This is a genomic window from Hymenobacter glacialis (assembly GCF_001816165.1).
In the GTDB taxonomy this organism is placed as follows: Bacteria; Bacteroidota; Bacteroidia; order Cytophagales; family Hymenobacteraceae; genus Hymenobacter; species Hymenobacter glacialis.
On the sequence record NZ_MDZC01000045.1, the window covers coordinates 25,181 to 41,514 of the forward strand.

Consider the following 16,334-nt stretch of genomic DNA (forward strand, 5'->3'; position numbering starts at 1 on the left):
GGCAGGAAATTCTATTCCAGCGTACGTAAAGCAGGACGCCGAGTTAATCTTTTGGAGCTTTTAGCCACTACTTTTTACCTATGAACGACCCCGCCCTGGTAGAGCCGCACCTTGGCTCGCACGCCGAGCACCACCTCAGCAGCTCGGCCATGCTGCAGGACATCGTCATTGGCCTTTCCGATGGCCTCACCGTGCCCTTTGCGCTGGCTGCCGGCCTGAGTGGCGCCGTCGATTCCTCGGCCCTGGTGATAACGGCCGGCCTGGCCGAAATAGTGGCCGGCAGCATTGCCATGGGCCTGGGCGGCTACCTGGCGGGCCGCACCGAGGTGGAGCACTACGCCGCCGAGCTGGCCCGCGAGCACCGCGAAGTGCAGGAGCTGCCGCACGTGGAGCGCGCCGAAGTAGACGAGCTGCTGGCCGAGATGGGCCTCTCGGAAACCACCCGCGCCGCCGCCGTGGCCGAGCTCACGTCTGACCCCGAGCAGTGGGTGCGCTTTATGATGAAGTACGAGCTGGGCCTGGAAGAGCCCGACCCCCGGCAGGCGCCCAAAAGTGCCTTCACCATCAGCACGGCCTATGCCGTGGGCGGTCTGATTCCGCTCACGGCCTATTTCTTCACTGCTACGCCCACGGAGGGGCTGGCGTGGTCGGCGGCTATCACGTTGGTGTGCCTGCTGGTGTTCGGCTATTTCAAAAGCCGCATGACGGGCCAGCCGGCCGTGGCCGGCGCCTTAAAAATGGCGTTTGTGGGCGCGCTGGCGGCCTCGGCGGCTTTTGGCGTGGCGCGGCTTATCACGCAGTAGGGGTTTCAGGCCGGCGCCTGCCTGTTCAGGTGGTGTTTGCAGCAGGCAGCTTTATCCCGTTGGCTGCGTAGGATTATAAATTGCCACGCCCAGAAGCTATTTTTTGTCCTTATGAAATTCGACCTTCCCCAAACTCCCGCCGTTCAGGTGTCTGGCAAGTCCTTTCGGCTGGCCCAGGTGGACCCCGACGACATCACCCCTTTCGTTTACGGCGCCGACGACAAGCGCGAGGCCAGCCCGCGCCTGCTGGTGCTGCGGCAGCGACTAAGCGACTTGCAGGAGCTGCTCTACGCGGAGCACAAGCGCAGCGTGCTGCTCGTGTTTCAGGCCATGGACACGGGTGGCAAGGACGGCGCCATTCAGAACCTGATGTCCGGGGTGAACCCGGCGGGCGTGCACGTTTCCGCTTTCAAAGCGCCTTCGACCAATGAGCTGAGCCACGATTTCCTGTGGCGCGTGCACGCCCAAACGCCCAAGCGGGGGCACATCGGGGTGTTCAACCGCTCACATTACGAAGACGTGCTCATCACCCGCGTGCACGGCCTGATTGAGGAGAAAATCTGGAAACAACGCTACGAGGACATCAACAACTTCGAAGCGCTGCTGACTAACAGCGGCACGGTGGTGCTCAAGTTCTTCCTGCACATCTCAAAAGCCGAACAGGCCGAACGCCTGCAAGCCCGGCTCGATAACCCCACCAAGCACTGGAAATTCGACCCCAACGACATCAAGGAGCGCAAGCTGTGGCCGGCCTACCAGCAAGCCTACGAGGACGCCATGCGTCACTGCTCCCCGGCCCACGCGCCGTGGTTTGTGGTGCCGGCCAACCAAAAGTGGGCGCGGGATTTGGCCATTACGGAAATTGTGGTAGCCGCTTTGGAGGCCATGAACCCCCAGCCGCCCAAAGCAACATTTGACGTGGCGGCGCAGGTGGTAGAGTAGCGGATGGGTATAGCGTCAGCGTTCTTTGTAACGGGCAGTGCTTGCCGAACTACGGACAGTAGTAATCCGTCCAGCCCAGAACCGCTGCGGATTTAAAATATGAAGTTGAAGTTGACAACAAAAAGCCAAATAGTTATTCGTCCAGCCCCGACATTAAGTACAGTAGAAATACCGCTGCTGAAGATAAATTTGTCAAGCTCGTATTTTGGCAAACCCGATGCTGGGCGCAGGATTTTTCCAAAATTAGGTTTTAGAAAATCTTAATTCTGATTTTTTTTGCTTTTACAATCAAATTCATTTCAAAATCCAATCGTTAAAAATTTATTAGTATAAATTGTCAATGCTAAACAGATACTTATTATACTCAAATTAATAAATGCCCGCACTACCCAAACTCGCCTTGAAAAATTGTGTTTGAAACAGTTAGTTATCAAAACCGCAAGACCCATAAAGAAAAACCAAATTGAAAAGAAAAATGATATTTCTCGACGAAAGATTGTAGTAACAATATCATGTATGATGCCACAGAAAATAAAGGTCAATATTAAGGCAATGGAAACAGGAAAAATTTTCTTTATAGGCTTGAATATGAACTTTCCCAAGTAATATCCGAATATCGGATTCCAATATTTCCAAAATGTAGAAAAATTTTTGGAGCCAAATGAACGATAAAGATTATTTCTTAATGATTTAGAACCTCCAAGTGATACGCCATTTCTTTTTTTGATGTAGTCCGGCAAAGTCATATTAATGTGGAATGTTTTTTCTGCTTGCGCCCAACATTAAGATACCCGCTACTCATCGGTTGCCCGAATAGCGAGTACTTCTTCTTAGTGCGCAGGTAAATAGCGGGAAGCATACCAAATCGGCATGCTTCCCACAGTATAAATTCAATTACGCCAGCACGGCCGCGGTCTCCTTGCGCTCGCCAATCTGCTGGCGCCACATGGCGTAGTAGAGGCCTTTTTGCAGCAGTAGCTCCTCGTGGCGGCCCTGCTCGGCAATGTGGCCGCGCTCGAGCACGAAAATGCGGTCGGCGTGGAGGATGGTGCTGAGGCGGTGGGCAATGAGGATGGTCATGTGCTGGCGCGAGCCGGACAGCTCCCGCACCGTCTTGCCAATTTCTTCCTCGGTAAGCGAATCGAGGGCCGAAGTAGCCTCATCGAACACCAGCAGGGTGGGCTTGCGCAGCAGGGCGCGGGCAATGCTGAGGCGCTGCTTTTCGCCGCCCGACACCTTCACGCCGCCTTCGCCGATAACCGAATCGAGGCCCTGGGGCGCGCGGGAGAGGAGCGTGGTGGCCGCCGCCTGGTGCAGGGCGCGCAGGCATTCTTCGTCGGTGGCGTGGGGGGCCACAAAGCGCAGGTTCTCGCGGATGGTGCCGGAGAACAGCTGCGTGTCCTGGGTCACGAAGCCGATTTGCTCGCGCAACTCGTCGAGGTCGATTTCGGAGCCGGGGATGCCGTTGTAGAGAATCTGGCCCGCGAGGGGCGGGTAGAGGCCCACCAGCAGCTTCACGAGCGTGGTTTTGCCCGAGCCCGAGGGGCCCACGAAGGCAATGGTTTCGCCCAGCCTGGTGGTGAAGGAAATGCCGCTCAGCGCCGGGGCGTTGGCCGTGAGGTGCTTGAAGGTAACGTTGTCGAACGCCAGGTTTTCGATGTGCGCCACCGATTTGGGGTGGGCCGGCTTCCGGTCTTTGGGTGTGTCGAGAATCTGCTGAAAGTTGGCCAGCGAAATCTCGGTTTCGCGGTAGATGCTGATGATGTTGCCCAGCTCCTGCAGCGGCCCGAAGATGGAAAACGAGTAGATGAAGAACGAGAAAAACTCGCCCAGGCTGATGTGGTTCTGCACCCGCAGGTAAAGCAGCAGCAGCACAATGACGTTGCGCAGCAGGTTCACAAAGGTGCCCTGCACGAAGGAGAGCGAGCGCAGGTAGCGCACCTTGCGCAGCTCCAGCTTCAGGATTTTGTCGGTGGTGGCGTTCAGGCGCTCGGTTTCCTGCTGGGCCAGGCCCAGGCTTTTGATGAGCTCAATGTTGCGCAGGCTTTCGGTGGTGGAGCCGGCCAGGGCCGTGGTTTCGGCCACAATGGTCTTCTGAATGACCTTGATGCGCTTGCTGAGCACGTAGCTCAACACGCCCAGCAGCGGAATGGTGATGAAGTAGCCGGCCGCAATGGGCCAGTACACCGTGATGGCGTACCACATCACAAAAATGATGCCCACCAGCGCCGTAAACAGCACGTTGACAAAGCCCTGGATGAGCTTCTCCACGTCGATGCGCACCTTCTGGAGCTTGCCCAGGGTTTCGCCGGAGCGCTGGTCCTCAAACACCTGGTAGGGCAGCTCCAGGGAGTGGCGCAGGCCGTCGGAGTACATTTTGGCGCCCAGGCGCTGGGTGATGACGTTGACGTAGTAGTCCTGGAAGTTTTTGGCGATGCGCGACACCATGGCCACGCCCAGCATCATGCCGATGTAGGGGATGGCCCGCCGGAAAAACGGCCAGAACGGCACCTGCAGGATACCGCCCAGGTCGCCGTTTTTGGGCACGAACTTATCAACCAGCTTGCGGAAAATATAAGGGTCGAGCAGCGAGAATACCTGGTTGACGGTGGCCAGCACCAGGGCCAGCACCAGCAGGCCCCAATAGTTGCGCAGGTAGCTATAAAGGATTTTCATGAAGCAAAGTAACGGCCCGAAGTGAAGGCGGGGCCGGGGTAGCAACCCGGCCACGCGCCAATGGTTGCAACGCGCCGTGTGGCGTGTGCACCTGAGGGGCCGGGAAAGTAGCTGCACCTGGGGCTGCTGTCCTCTGCCTTGTTCAACGCCCCACGGCCCCGAAGCGCTGCCCAACGCATTGAGCAGCGGTTTTGGTGGGGCCCGTGGGCGGTGGATGTGCGGGAGGGCTGGCTGTTACGTTACGTGGCGGCCAGCCTTCCCGGGTTCCGGTGGGGCTAGGCCCGCGTGCTCGTGTTGCGACGCAGCAGCAGCACCACAATGAGGCCCAGCAGCAGCGCGGCCGCAAAAGCACCGCCGGCAATGCCGCCGGGGATTTTGGTGGCGTGCATTACCATCGCCCCCACCATGATGATGACGAGCCCAATGGCGGCCGGGCGCACCGTGCGCGGAATGAGCAGCCCGATGCCGCCCAGCAGCTCGGCCACGCCCACCACAATGCCCACCACGCCTGGAAAGCCGAGGCCCTCAAACATTTTCGTGATGCCGTCGATGTCGCGGAGCTTGTCGACGCCTGCTTTAATGAAAAGAATGGCGAGGATGACTTGCAGAATCCAGGCAATGATGTTGCGTACCGAAGGGCTCATGGGTTGGGGAAAAAAAAGTGAAAAAAATAGGGGCTACAAAAAAGCATTCCGGTCGGGCCCGGACGAAATAGGGCAATGGCCCGGCCGTGTTCACGGCGGCTGCCGGCCCAAGCTAGCACTGCGCCGCTCAATAATCTGAATATCAGAAGACCTTACGACAGTAGACGCGGCGCAGGTTTTCCAATGCGGCCGGCAGCAGCGGCGGCAGGCGGGCGTAGCTCAGGGCCTTTGGTGGAGGCAACGATTAGGAAATCAATGTTTTGTACGAATGGATTATTTGTATAAGTACGTAAACAAATTCAGTACTTCTACCGGGTGTTTCTGAAAGTAGTGAGGTGAACTTTGTAGAACGCTGTCCTGGTAGCCACTTTATAGCTGGCTGTTACAGGGAGTTGCAAGGGCTGCCTTTTTACTTCTGTCTACTCTATTCCTTCCGAGCTATGACTACTGTTTTCCACGAAACGCTGCCCGAAAGTTACTTGCTGCTCCTCACGCCCGGCAGCCCAACGGGACCACAATTTTCCCTCGACTTTTCGTTGCGATGCGCGTGCCGCAGCGGTAAAACCGCCGTGTGGGTCGACTGTGGGCTGCTGCTGGTCCTTTCCCCCGAAGCGGCCCGCACGCTCTGCGACTACTACCTCAAGCTGCAGGAGGAGCACAAGCAGCTGGTGGTGGTGCACGCCTCCGACGACGTAAAGCAGGCGCTGCTTAGCTGGCAGCTGGCCCCCAGCCTGTGCTTTGCGCCTACCCTCATCGACGCGGCCTGGCACAGTAGCCAGCGCCTGGCAGCATGAGAGCCCGGTGGCTGCTGCACGCGCTGGTGAAGAACAGCCTGTTAGCAATGATGCCAACTCCTAATTTTTCGCAGATGTCCAACCTCCTCAACGAAGACCAGCAAAAAGACTGGCTCCGCCGCCAGCGCACGGCCGAAAATACCCTGGCCATTCAAGCCCTGGGTGGCACCGAGCCCAACGAGGAAACCATTGGCTACTTCCAGCGCTACGTGCGCGGCGAAATCACCCTGGCCAAAGCCATTGGGCAGGTGCGGGAGCAAATGGCCCAGGAGCACACCGCCTTCCGGCAGTACCTCAACCGCGGCAGCAGCATGGTGTGAGCCAAGCCTTTGGGCCGAATAATGAATTTTTAGACAATAACCAGCAGACAAATAACCAGCAAGCTGTTCATTTCTGAACGACTTTTTAGAGCGTATTCGGGTGAAGCTATTATGCCCATCCGGCTTCCCTTGCAAAGCATCCTGTCGTCGCTGCGCTCTGCATGACAGGCGCTGTTCGGACAGAATTTTACTCGCTCACTTCCTGGCTGGCAGGGGTGGCCGGTGCCCCGGGTGCCGTGCTGTTGAGTAGGAACTCCCGCAGGCGGTTGACGTGCTTTTTCAACTCTTCAATGCGCTCGGCCTGCTGCAGGCCAAGGGGGCTTGGCTCGCAGGTGGCCATGCTGGTGAGCAGGTTTTTGCGTTCTTCCATCATGCGCAACGCCACCCACAGGGTTTCCTCCAGGTTTTGCTGGGAGTTGCGCAGCAGGGTGTCGCCGGTGAAGGCGTGGCCGGTGTGGCAGCGGTAGCGCAGCACGGCGCCGTGCTCCAGCTCCCAGAGGTTGCCGCCGCAGTGGGGGCAGGTGAGGGGCACCAGGTGGCCCAGCCGCGCTACTTCGTCAACGTTTCCCACCACTCTTTCGGCAATGGCGGCTTCCTGGGTCAGGTCTTCGGGAATGCGGCTGGGAGTGGTAGCGGGCAGGGGGCTGCGCGTAATTTTTTCGAGCAGCGCGCCCATCTCGCTCAGGGGCACCACGTAGTCCACGGCCACGTTGCGCAGGGCGGTTTCGGGCATGCTGGGGTGTTCGGCATCGTGGGGGTCCTGCACCACGGCCAGCCCGCCGCAGCGCTTGATGTACTCCAGGCCGGCGGTGCCGTCGTGCAGCATGCCGGTGAGCACCACGCCCACCACGGCCGGCCCGTAGGCCACGGCCGCCGAGCGGAACAGGGCGTCTATGGCGGGCCGGTAGTTGTTCTCGCGCGGGCCCTTGGTCACCAGGGCGTAGGGAGTTTCGTGGTTTTTCACCAGCAGGTGGCAGTCGGGTGGGGCCAGGTAGAGGGCGCCGGCTTCGAGGACCTGGCCGTTGGTGGCCAGGTGGCAGGCGAGGCCGGTGTGCCGGGCCAGCCGGTCTACCAGGTGCTGGCCGTTGGAATCGGGCGCAAAGTGCTGCACCACCAGCACCGCCGCGGGAAAGGACGCCGGCAGCTGGGCCACCAAGCGCACCAGGGCGGGCATACCGCCAGCCGAGGTGCCGATTACGATGAGACGGGAAGGAACCGGCACGGCAGAAGTAAAACAGAAAGCCGAAAGAAGACCTGTGGTAATACGGGATGAAAAGTGAATAGGGTGTTGCTGGCCACGATTGCTGCGTAATTTCGAATAGCCGGGGTGGTGACCGATGAATAAGCCATAGCGCCAGCAGCAAGGCCGTCAGTACCTGTCCGGGCTGGGCGGCCCAGCTTGCTGCCCGGCGCACGCCGGCCCCGGGGCGACCAAAGCGGCCAGGCCGTTTCTTTGCGGTGGCGCGTTTGCTTTTTGTTTTTTCAATGACTCCCACCCCGTCCGACTCTTCTGCCCCCGAGCCCGCCCTGCTCGTGACGCCCCTTGCCGCCCAGCCGCACGATGGCCCGGCCTCGCCGGCGCAGGTGCGCCTGGCGCAGCAGCAGGACGGGCCGAAGGAGAAATTTCCGCTGGTAGCCCTGGGAGGCTCGGCGGGCTCGCTCGTGGCCTTCGAGCAGTTCTTCCGGCACATGCGCCCCGACAGCGGCATGGCCTTCGTGGTCATCACCCACCTGGTGCCCGACAAGGCATCGGAGCTGGCGGCGGTGCTGCAGCACTTCACCGCCATGCCGGTGCAGGAAGCCTCCGACGGCCTCCGGGTGCGGCCCAACCACGTGTACGTGATTCCGCCGAACTGCGACATGAGCATCCTGCACGGCACGCTGCTGCTGCTTGCGCCCACGCAGCCGCCGAGCCGCCGCCTGCCCATCGACTTCTTTTTTCAGAGCTTGGCCAAGGACGCGCGCGAGCGGGCCGTGTGCATCATCTGCTCGGGCATGGGGGCCGATGGCACCATTGGGCTGAAAATGGTGATGGAGAATTTTGGGATGGTGATGGTGCAGGCCCCCGAAACGGCCGAATTTGACTCGATGCCGCGCTCGGCCCTGGCCACCGAGTTTGTAGACTACGTGCTGCCCGCCGAGCAGCTGCCCGCCAAGCTGCTGGAGTACACGGCCCGCGCGCTGCTCAACCGGCCCCGCCGCGAGCTGCCCGAGTCGGACGCGAAGCCGGCCCACGCCCTGCAGAAAATCTTCATCCTCATCCGGGCCCAGACCGGGCACGACTTCTCACTCTACAAGCGCAACACCGTGTTCCGCCGCATCGAGCGCCGCATGAACTCGCACCAGATTAAGGAGTTTACCGACTACGTGCGGTTTTTGCAGGAAAACCCCGCCGAAGTGGAAGCCCTGTTCCAGGAGCTGCTGATTGGGGTAACCAAGTTTTTCCGGGACCCCGAGGCCTTTGAACTCCTCAAGGTGCAGCTGCTGCCCCTGCTGCGCCACAAGTCCGCCGAGAGCGTGGTGCGGGTGTGGGCCCCCGGCTGCTCCACCGGCGAGGAGGCCTACACCCTGGCCATGTGCCTGCTGGAGTGCCTGGAAGGCATGGCGCCGCGCAACTACCTCAAAATTCAGGTTTTCGCCACTGACATCAACAGCGACGGCATTGAGGTGGCCCGGGCCGCCAGCTACCCCGAAACCATTGAGGCCGACGTGAGCCCCGCGCGCCTGGCCCGGTTTTTCACCCACGCCGACGGGCAGTACCAGATAAAGAAAGAGGTGCGCGACGTGGTGATTTTTGCCGTGCACAACCTCACCAAGGACGCGCCCTTCACCAAGCTCGACCTGCTGGTGTGCCGCAACCTGCTCATCTACCTCTCCGCCGAGCTGCAGAAAAACATCATTCCCGTCTTTCATTACGCCCTCAACCCCGGGGCCGTGCTCATGCTGGGGCCCAGCGAAACCCTCACCGGCTTTCAGGACCTGTTTGCCCCGCTGGACATCAAGTGGAAAATCTCGCGGCGCACCGACGCCGCGTCCACCCTCAACCGCATTGTCAGCTTCCCTTTTTCGATGGCCCGGCAGCAAGCCAGCGCGTCTCCTTCCGCCAGTACCATGAATGTAGTTTCTTCCCGCAAAGACGGTCTGTTTGCCACGCTGGTGCAGCGGGTGCTGCTGCGCCAGTACACGCCGCCCGCGGTGGTCATCAACCCCAAAGGCGAAATCCTGTACGTGAACGGGCGCACCGGGCGCTACCTGGAGCCCGCCCCCGGCCTGAGCGGCATGAACATCTTCGAGATGGCGCGCGAGGAGCTGAACTAAGAGATAAGCGGGGCAGTGCACAAGGCCACCACCACCCGGCAGGACGCCGTGGCCGAAAACGTGAAGCTGAAAACCGAGCTGGGCGTGCAGCTGCTGCGCGTGACGGTGAAGTGCCTGGACGAGCCCGACCAGCTGGCCGGCCTGCTGCTGGTGGTGTTTGAGGACCAGCCCACGCCCCGCAAGGTGCGCCTGGGCAAGGCCGCACCCGCCGCCGAGCTGGGCAGCGCCGCCGCCGTGGCCGCTCTCCAAAAAGAGCTGCAGTACACCAAGCACCGCCTCCAAACCACCATTGAGGAGATGGAAAGCAGCCTGGAAGAGCTCAAAAGCACCAACGAGGAGCTGCAGAGCGCCAACGAAGAGCTGCAAAGCACCAACGAGGAAGCCATGACCAACAAGGAGGAAATGCAGAGCCTCAACGAGGAACTCATGACCCTCAACATGCAGTACCTGAGCAAAACCGAGGAGCTGAGCCTGGCGGCCAACGACATGAAAAACCTGCTCGACGCCACCGAAATCGCCACCATCTTCCTGGACAACGACATGGTGATAAAGCGGTTTACGCCGCCCGTGGCCCGCATTATTGCGCTGCTGCCGGCCGATGTGGGCCGGCCCATCACGCACTTTGCCAGCAACCTGCGCCACGAAAAGCTGGCCCAGGACGTACGCCTGGTGATAGACCGCCTGGTGAGCATCGAAACCAACATCCAGACCACCAGCAACGAGTGGTACGCCATGCGCATCATGCCCTACCGCACCTTCGACAACTACATCAGCGGCGCGGTCATCACCTTCACCGACATCACCGCCCTCAAAATCCTCACCAGCCAGTTGCAGGAAAGCAGCCGCATGGCCGAAGTGGTGGTGGAAACCGTGCGCGAGCCCCTGCTCGTGCTCGACAACCAGCTGCGGGTGCTGGCCGTGAGCCACGCCTTTGCCGAACTCTTCCGCCTCGATGCCGCCCAGGCCAAGGGCAAGCTCCTGGCCGACCTCGACGGCGGCACCTGGCAGCAGCCGGCCCTGCGCCAGCGCATGGAGGCGGTGCTGCGCGACCCCACCACCACGTTCGACGACTACATTTTTAACGCCGAATTTCCTGAGGCCGGGCACCGCGAGCTGTTGGTGTACGGCCGCTGCATAGTGAGTACCGGCGCCCTCAGCAGCAAGCTGCTGCTGGGAATAAAGGACGTGACGCCTGAGTAAAACCTGTTTGTATATTTAAAATTATATTTGTTTATGTTTTAAATCAATAAGGGAGCTTTGGGCCGCTGTTTATTCGGTTTGAAAGAATTAAACAACTCGGTTTAGGTAGCCTGTCGCTCCGAAAATGCACCGATTGGCTGGCCTTCACTTGAATTTATAAGCCATACATTGTGGGGCAGCTTTCTTCCACTTTGTCAATCCTGCTGGCTCCCTTGCTGGGCCTGCGGGCTGCAGCCTAACCCTGCACCAAGCTATGGACACGGATTATGACGCCGACATGGACGCGCCGCCGGGCAACCCCGCCCAGCGCCCGGCCGATGTGCACGCGGCGCTCGCTTCGCTGCAGTCGCGGGCGGAGCGGCGGCGCTACCTCGTGACGCACGCCGCCGCCGACAGCCAGACCCCGCAGGACGTGCAGCGCCTGATGCAGGAGCTGCAGGTGCACCAGATAGAGCTGGAAATGCAGAACGAAGAGCTGCTGCTGGCCCAGGCCGAGGCCCAGAACGCGCGTGCTCAGTACGTTGACCTCTACGATTTTGCGCCGGTGGGCTACTTCACCCTCACCGACGGAGGCCTCATTCACCAGCTTAACCTGTGCGGCAGCCAGATGCTGGGCAGCGTGCGCCAGCGCCTGGTGGGGCGGCGCTTCGCGCTGTTTGTGCCAATGGAGACCCGCCCGGAATTCGGGCAGTTCCTGGCCCGCATCTTCACCACCGACCGCACCGTGAGCGCCGAGATGGTGCTGCTGCGCGAAGACGGCACCCCTTTCTACGCCCAAATGGAAGGCCTGCGCGTGGAAGGCGCCCCCGAAACCGCTTCTGGCCGGCCCCACTGCCGCCTAGCCGTGCTGGACACCACCACCCGCCGCAACGCCACCGACGCCCTGGCCGCCAGCGAAGCCCGCTTCCGCCGGCTTTTTGCCGAGAGCAACGATGCCGTGGTGCTGCTGCAGGGCCAGGCCTACATCGACTGCAACAACGCGGCCCTGCGCCTGCTGGGCGCCACCCACAAAAGCGAGATTGTGGGTCGGGGCATGGCCGCGCACGCGCCGGTGGTGCAGCCCGATGGCCGCACCACGGCCAGTCTCTTCCGCGAGTCTCTGGAGGAGGCCCTGCGCACGGGCTCGCGCCGCTGCACGGCCCGTATGCGCAAAATCACGGGCGAGGAAATATGGGTAGAAGCCGTGCTCACGCCCATTGGGCAGGAAGGCGCCCACCCGCTGATTCACATTTTGTGGCGCGACGTGACCGCCGACCGCGAAGCCGCCGCCCAGCTGCGCGAAAGCAAAGCCCGCCTGAGCCTGGCCCTTGATGCGTCGGAAACCGGCGTCTTCACTTGGGACGTAACTAACGACCAGCTGGTGTGGGATGCGCGCTCCCAGGCCATTTTTGGCCATCCCTACAGCCCCCAGCCCGTGGCAGCGGAGCTGCTGATGGAACGCTTCCACTCCGAGGACCGGGACCGGTGATGGCGGCTACCAACGACGCCATTGCCACGGGCGCCCCGCTGGCCGTCGATTACCGCATTGTCTGGCCCGATGGCTCGGTGCACCACGTGTCGTCGGCGGGGCGGAGCGTGGAGCAGCCGGGGGAAGGCTCGTTCTTTGCGGGCGTGCTGCGCGACGTGACGGCCCTGTACGCGGCCGAAGAGGAGCTGCACTACAAATCCCTGGTGCTCGAACGCCTGCTCGGCAACATGCCCATGGTCTTGGCCCGCTTCCAGCCCGATGGCACCTACCTGGAGGCGGTGGGAGCGGGCCTGCGGGCCGTGGGCCTGCAGGACAACGAGCTGGTGGGGCGCAACGTGTTTGAGGCGTTTGCGTCCCTTGGGCAATACATGCGACAGGTGCTGGGCGGCCAGTCTGTAAACTTCATGGCCGAGGTAGGTACCGAGGAGCACCCGTTGGCGTTTCAGAACTTCGGTTTCTTTGACGAGCAGCGCGAGCAGGGCGTGGTACTGTCGGTGGACGTGACCGAGGCCGTGCAGCAGAAAAAGCAGCTGGAAGCCGAAAAGGAATTCACCGAAAGCCTGCTGGAAAACAGCGTAGATGGCATTGTGGCCCTTGACCGTGCCGGCAACATCACGGCCTGGAACAGCCAGGCCACGCGCTATTTCGGCCACTCGGCGGCGGCCGCGCTGGGCCGGTCCATGGCCGAAATCCTGCCCCAGCTCGACTGCGACGAAAACCGGCAGGTGCTGGCTCGGGTGCTGGCCGGCGAGCAGGTGGTGCTGCAAGGCCAGGCCTTCGCGCACAGCATCGGGCACTACGACGCCCACCATGTGCCCCTGCGCCAGGAGGGCAGCATCACGGGGGTGCTTATCATGTTCCGCGACGTGACCGAGCGCGACCGCATGGCCGAAGAAGCCACCCAGCTGCGCCTGCGCCAGCAGCAGGACCTGCTTTCGGCCATTCTCACCACCCAGGAAAACGAGCGCAAGCGCATTGCCGAGGCCTTGCACAACGGCCTGGGCCAGCTGCTCTACGCCACCAAGCTCAGCCTGGAAAGCGGAGTTGGCGCTGCGCCCGCCCCCGCCGCCCTCAAGCTGCTGCACGAAGCCATCCGGACCACCCGCACCATTTCCTTTAAGCTCACGCCCGGCATTCTGGAAGACTTTGGCCTGCGCACGGCCCTGGAGGAACTCAGCAAGCGCATTACGCCGGCGGGCCTGCTGGTGAACCTGCACCTGTATAACCTGGACCAACGCCTGCGGCCGCAGGTGGAGATAGCCGTGTACCGCATTGTGCAGGAGCTGCTGAACAACGCCATGAAGCACGCCAAGGCCACGGAGGTGGTGGTGCACGTGGTCCGCGAAAACGGCCGCGTGGAAGTGAGCGTGGAAGACAACGGCACCGGCTTCGACCCGCACACCCTCACCGACCAGCCCCTGGCGGGCATGGGCCTGTCGGGGGTGCGCAACCGCGTGGCCCTGCTGGGCGGGCAGCTGCAGATAAACTCGCAGCTGGGCCGCGGCACCATCATTAGCTTTGACATAGCCGAGTAAGTGCTTAGCTATTAGACGTGTTCCTGAATTAGCAATAGATACTAAAAATTGGCTGTCATGCTGAGCTTGTCGAAGCATCTCTCCCGCAGTAGTAATCAATGATTCAACGAAGCAGGAGAGATGCTTGACAAGCTCAGCATGACACGAAAATCAAAATCCCAAACACGCTCTTAGCAGAGGCAATGCTTTTTCATAAGGCCGCGCTGGTTATCTAACGGGGACTTTCAGGCTGGCGGGTGCCAGGCCATCAGCCGTAGCGGTGAGTTGAATTGCGCCCGGGCTCGCCCCGGTTTTCAGCAGCATCGTGGCGATTCCTGCTTCAGCCCGCACGGGGTTGTCGCCGATGAGCTCGGCACCACCGGCTGCTGCGAAGCGAACCGCTGCCGTGGCTTCGGGCAGCACCGTGCCTGCCGCATCCACCACCGAAGCGTAGACAAACAGCACGTCGTGGGCGCGGGCGTCGCGGCCGCTGCGGTCGTAGCGCAGCTGCAGGTGGTGAGCCGCGCCGGGCGTACGCCGCTCGGTGGTGGCGGCAGGTTTGCCGGCCTGGTAGGCCACGGCCCGCAGCGTGCCCGGCACCACGGCCGGCACCGTGAACGTGAACGGCGCATGGGCCAGCCGGTCGGCGCTGGTGGTTCGGTCGGGGCGCTGCCGGGCCACGGTTTGGCCGTTGAGCTGCAGCTCCACTTCCTCGCAGTTGCTGTACACCACCACCTGCCTGCCGGACGTGGGCTGCCAGTAGCTGGCGATGTACACCATGGGCTGGCCGAACCCGTTGCGGCCGGCCACGGGGCCATTCTGGCTGGCATAAAAGTAGTGGGCGAATTTGGGCAGCCGGAAAATATCGGAGACGCCCGACGACTCAATGTCCGTGGCATAGCCGCGCTTGTAGTCAAACATCAGCCAGTTGGCGTCGCCCACGGCCGGCCCACGGAAGTTGTCGTTGTGGGCTTCCTGGAAGTTGAGGGCCTGCTGGGCCAGCGCCCGCTCGCCCTGCCCGCGCAGCTGCCGCGAGGTGCGCTCCGATTCCTTGAGCCCGGCGAAGGTGGCCTGGTTGAAGCCGGCATTGTGGGCGTAGTATTCCCAGTCGCCGTACTCGCAGAGCAGCAGCGGTTTGTCTTTGGCGTAGGTGTTGAAATAATCGGGGGCCTTGAGGTGCTGCCGGGCCGGCACAAACACGTCGTAGGCGTAGTCGAGCCAGCCGCAGGTGTACACGTTTTCGGCAAAGGGCAGCTCCTCGTGCACGGCGCGGTGGGCGGCGTCCATAAAGGGCCTGGGCATGTCGGTTTCGTTCAGGGCCGCTTCCCACAGCACAATGCTGGGGTGGTTGCGGTCGCGCCGCACCATGTCGCGCACGTTCTGCAGGGCGTTTCTGGCAAACTCATCGTTGCCAAAAAACTGCCAGCCCGGCACCGAGTCCATCACCAGCAGCCCCAGCTCGTCGCAGGCCTGCAGGAAGGCCGGCGAGGGCGGGTAGTGTGAGCAGCGCACGAAGTTGAAGCCAGCTTCCTTGATTTTCCAGGCGTCGCGGTACTGGGCATTGTCCGAAATGGCGTAGCCCAGATAGGGGTATTCCTGGTGGCGGTTGGTGCCGCGCAGGCGCAGCGGCTGGCCGTTGAGCAGGAAGGATTTGGCCGCAAAGCGGATGCTGCGCACGCCAGTGGTGGTTTCCTGACGGTCGATGATTTTGCCATCGCGCAGCACTTCCACCACCACGCGGTAGAGGTAGGGCTGGTCCGGCGACCACAGCTGCGGCTGCCGGATGGTGAGCTGCTGCTGCACCCGCCCAAAACTGCCCGGTGCAATGCTGCCGGCTTCGCCTGTGGTGCGGCCTACTTCCTGGCCCTTCTCGTTTAGTAGCGTAGTCCGGATTTGGGCCGTTTGGGCCTGCGGGGCGTCGTTCTGCAGCTCGGTTTGCACGTGCAGGGTGGCCGCCTGGGGGCTGATGTTTTCGTAGTGCAGCAGCAGGCCACCGCCCGCCGTGCGGCCCGCCTGCACGGCATCGGCAATGTGCAGCGGGTCGGAGAGAATGAGCTGGGCGGGCCGGTAGAGGCCGCCGTAGAAGTTGAAATCGAGGCCCTTGAGTGGTTTGCCGGGGGGCACCACGGGGTTGTCGCGGTTGTCGAGGCGCACCAGCAGGCAGTTTTCCTCCCCGTACTTCGTTTGCCGCGAAATATCCACAGTAAACGGCAGGTAGCCGCCCACGTGCCGCTGCAGTTTCCGGCCATTCAGGTACACGTCGGCGGTGTGCATGGCGGCGCCAAATTCTACGGCCACGCGGGGGCCGGGCCCACCCGCCGGCACCCGGAAAAACTTGCGGTAGAAGCTGATGCCCTGCCACTGCGGCTGCTCCGTCACCACGGGCTCCAGGCGGGGCGTGTGGGGCAACGACACCGCCGCCCAGGTAGCCGGCGCCGCCGCTTTGGTGAAAAGCGAAGCCGTAACCGTGGTGTCCACGTCCTTCACAAACTGCCAGTCTTGGTTGAAGTCCAAGGCCGCCGCTGCTGGCTTAGTATCGGTCTTTGATGGCACCGTGCAGTGGCTCAGCGCGGCCAGCAGCAACAGGCCACTGCCGGCACGCATCGCAACAGTGGGAAGGGAAGAAAGTGCAGCCATTTAGCGGGCGTTAGGAAG

General features: G+C 61.7%; 12 protein-coding genes. 8 read left to right on the plus strand and 4 right to left on the minus strand.

The features are described from left to right. The first annotated feature begins 80 nt into the window (after window positions 1-80). Window positions 81-803: a VIT1/CCC1 transporter family protein gene (locus tag BEN48_RS04335; RefSeq protein WP_070733281.1), complete on the plus strand. Its 723-nt coding sequence runs from the start codon at window positions 81-83 to the stop codon at window positions 801-803. 111 nt (window positions 804-914) lie between these two features. Beyond that, the gene (locus BEN48_RS04340; RefSeq protein ID WP_070733283.1) at window positions 915-1,745 is read left to right on the plus strand and encodes a polyphosphate kinase 2 family protein; all 831 of its coding nucleotides are present in this window, start codon (window positions 915-917) and stop codon (window positions 1,743-1,745) included. An 894-nt stretch (window positions 1,746-2,639) separates the two neighbouring features. Here BEN48_RS04340 and BEN48_RS04345 read toward each other — a convergent pair. Together BEN48_RS04345 and BEN48_RS04350 are read right to left on the minus strand one after the other, a co-directional pair. Then, the gene (locus BEN48_RS04345) at window positions 2,640-4,421 is read right to left on the minus strand and encodes an ABC transporter ATP-binding protein (RefSeq protein ID WP_070733285.1); all 1,782 of its coding nucleotides are present in this window, start codon (window positions 4,419-4,421) and stop codon (window positions 2,640-2,642) included. 275 nt (window positions 4,422-4,696) lie between these two features. Next, the gene (locus tag BEN48_RS04350) at window positions 4,697-5,065 is read right to left on the minus strand and encodes a DoxX family protein (RefSeq protein WP_070733286.1); all 369 of its coding nucleotides are present in this window, start codon (window positions 5,063-5,065) and stop codon (window positions 4,697-4,699) included. Window positions 5,066-5,505: 440 nt separating this feature from the next. Here BEN48_RS04350 and BEN48_RS04355 point away from each other — a divergent pair, with 440 nt between their 5' ends. Both BEN48_RS04355 and BEN48_RS04360 read left to right on the plus strand, forming a co-directional pair. Next, on the plus strand, window positions 5,506-5,859 hold the full coding sequence (locus BEN48_RS04355) for a hypothetical protein (RefSeq protein ID WP_070733288.1): 354 nt from the start codon (window positions 5,506-5,508) through the stop codon (window positions 5,857-5,859). A gap of 74 nt (window positions 5,860-5,933) precedes the next feature. After that, window positions 5,934-6,179: an antitoxin VbhA family protein gene (locus BEN48_RS04360; protein ID WP_070733290.1), complete on the plus strand. Its 246-nt coding sequence runs from the start codon at window positions 5,934-5,936 to the stop codon at window positions 6,177-6,179. Window positions 6,180-6,366: 187 nt separating this feature from the next. Here the strand turns inward: BEN48_RS04360 and BEN48_RS04365 are convergent, their stop codons facing one another. After that, window positions 6,367-7,401, minus strand: coding sequence for a chemotaxis protein CheB (locus BEN48_RS04365; protein WP_083320752.1), 1,035 nt, complete (start codon window positions 7,399-7,401; stop codon window positions 6,367-6,369). Between the two features lie 263 nt (window positions 7,402-7,664). Here BEN48_RS04365 and BEN48_RS18015 point away from each other — a divergent pair, with 263 nt between their 5' ends. The 4 genes from BEN48_RS18015 (at window position 7,665) to BEN48_RS04380 (ending at window position 13,700) form a co-directional block, all read left to right on the plus strand. Continuing rightward, window positions 7,665-9,497 (plus strand): CheR family methyltransferase, encoded by a 1,833-nt coding sequence (locus tag BEN48_RS18015; RefSeq protein ID WP_083320753.1) that lies wholly within the window; start codon window positions 7,665-7,667, stop codon window positions 9,495-9,497. Between the two features lie 15 nt (window positions 9,498-9,512). Beyond that, window positions 9,513-10,697: a PAS domain-containing protein gene (locus tag BEN48_RS18020; protein ID WP_083320754.1), complete on the plus strand. Its 1,185-nt coding sequence runs from the start codon at window positions 9,513-9,515 to the stop codon at window positions 10,695-10,697. Window positions 10,698-10,950: 253 nt separating this feature from the next. After that, on the plus strand, window positions 10,951-12,165 hold the full coding sequence (locus tag BEN48_RS04375) for a PAS domain-containing protein (RefSeq protein WP_070733294.1): 1,215 nt from the start codon (window positions 10,951-10,953) through the stop codon (window positions 12,163-12,165). Next, window positions 12,165-13,700: a sensor histidine kinase gene (locus BEN48_RS04380; protein ID WP_070733295.1), complete on the plus strand. Its 1,536-nt coding sequence runs from the start codon at window positions 12,165-12,167 to the stop codon at window positions 13,698-13,700. The genes BEN48_RS04375 and BEN48_RS04380 overlap by 1 nt, the downstream gene beginning before the upstream one ends. A 207-nt stretch (window positions 13,701-13,907) precedes the next feature. Here BEN48_RS04380 and BEN48_RS04385 read toward each other — a convergent pair whose 3' ends face one another. After that, window positions 13,908-16,316: a glycoside hydrolase family 2 TIM barrel-domain containing protein gene (locus tag BEN48_RS04385; protein WP_083320755.1), complete on the minus strand. Its 2,409-nt coding sequence runs from the start codon at window positions 16,314-16,316 to the stop codon at window positions 13,908-13,910. Window positions 16,317-16,334: the final 18 nt, after the last annotated feature.

Excerpts from the sequence above, each read along its gene's own strand:
- BEN48_RS04380 (WP_070733295.1), top strand. The coding sequence starts at position 12,165 with ATGGCGGCTACCAACGACGCCATTGCCACGGGCGCCCCGCTGGCCGTC.
- BEN48_RS04350 (WP_070733286.1), bottom strand. The coding sequence starts at position 5,065 with ATGAGCCCTTCGGTACGCAACATCATTGCCTGGATTCTGCAAGTCATC.
- BEN48_RS04345 (WP_070733285.1), bottom strand. The coding sequence starts at position 4,421 with ATGAAAATCCTTTATAGCTACCTGCGCAACTATTGGGGCCTGCTGGTG.
- BEN48_RS04385 (WP_083320755.1), bottom strand. The coding sequence starts at position 16,316 with ATGGCTGCACTTTCTTCCCTTCCCACTGTTGCGATGCGTGCCGGCAGT.
- BEN48_RS04375 (WP_070733294.1), top strand. The coding sequence starts at position 10,951 with ATGGACACGGATTATGACGCCGACATGGACGCGCCGCCGGGCAACCCC.
- BEN48_RS04340 (WP_070733283.1), top strand. The coding sequence starts at position 915 with ATGAAATTCGACCTTCCCCAAACTCCCGCCGTTCAGGTGTCTGGCAAG.
- BEN48_RS04335 (WP_070733281.1), top strand. The coding sequence starts at position 81 with ATGAACGACCCCGCCCTGGTAGAGCCGCACCTTGGCTCGCACGCCGAG.
- BEN48_RS04360 (WP_070733290.1), top strand. The coding sequence starts at position 5,934 with ATGTCCAACCTCCTCAACGAAGACCAGCAAAAAGACTGGCTCCGCCGC.
- BEN48_RS04355 (WP_070733288.1), top strand. The coding sequence starts at position 5,506 with ATGACTACTGTTTTCCACGAAACGCTGCCCGAAAGTTACTTGCTGCTC.
- BEN48_RS18015 (WP_083320753.1), top strand. The coding sequence starts at position 7,665 with ATGACTCCCACCCCGTCCGACTCTTCTGCCCCCGAGCCCGCCCTGCTC.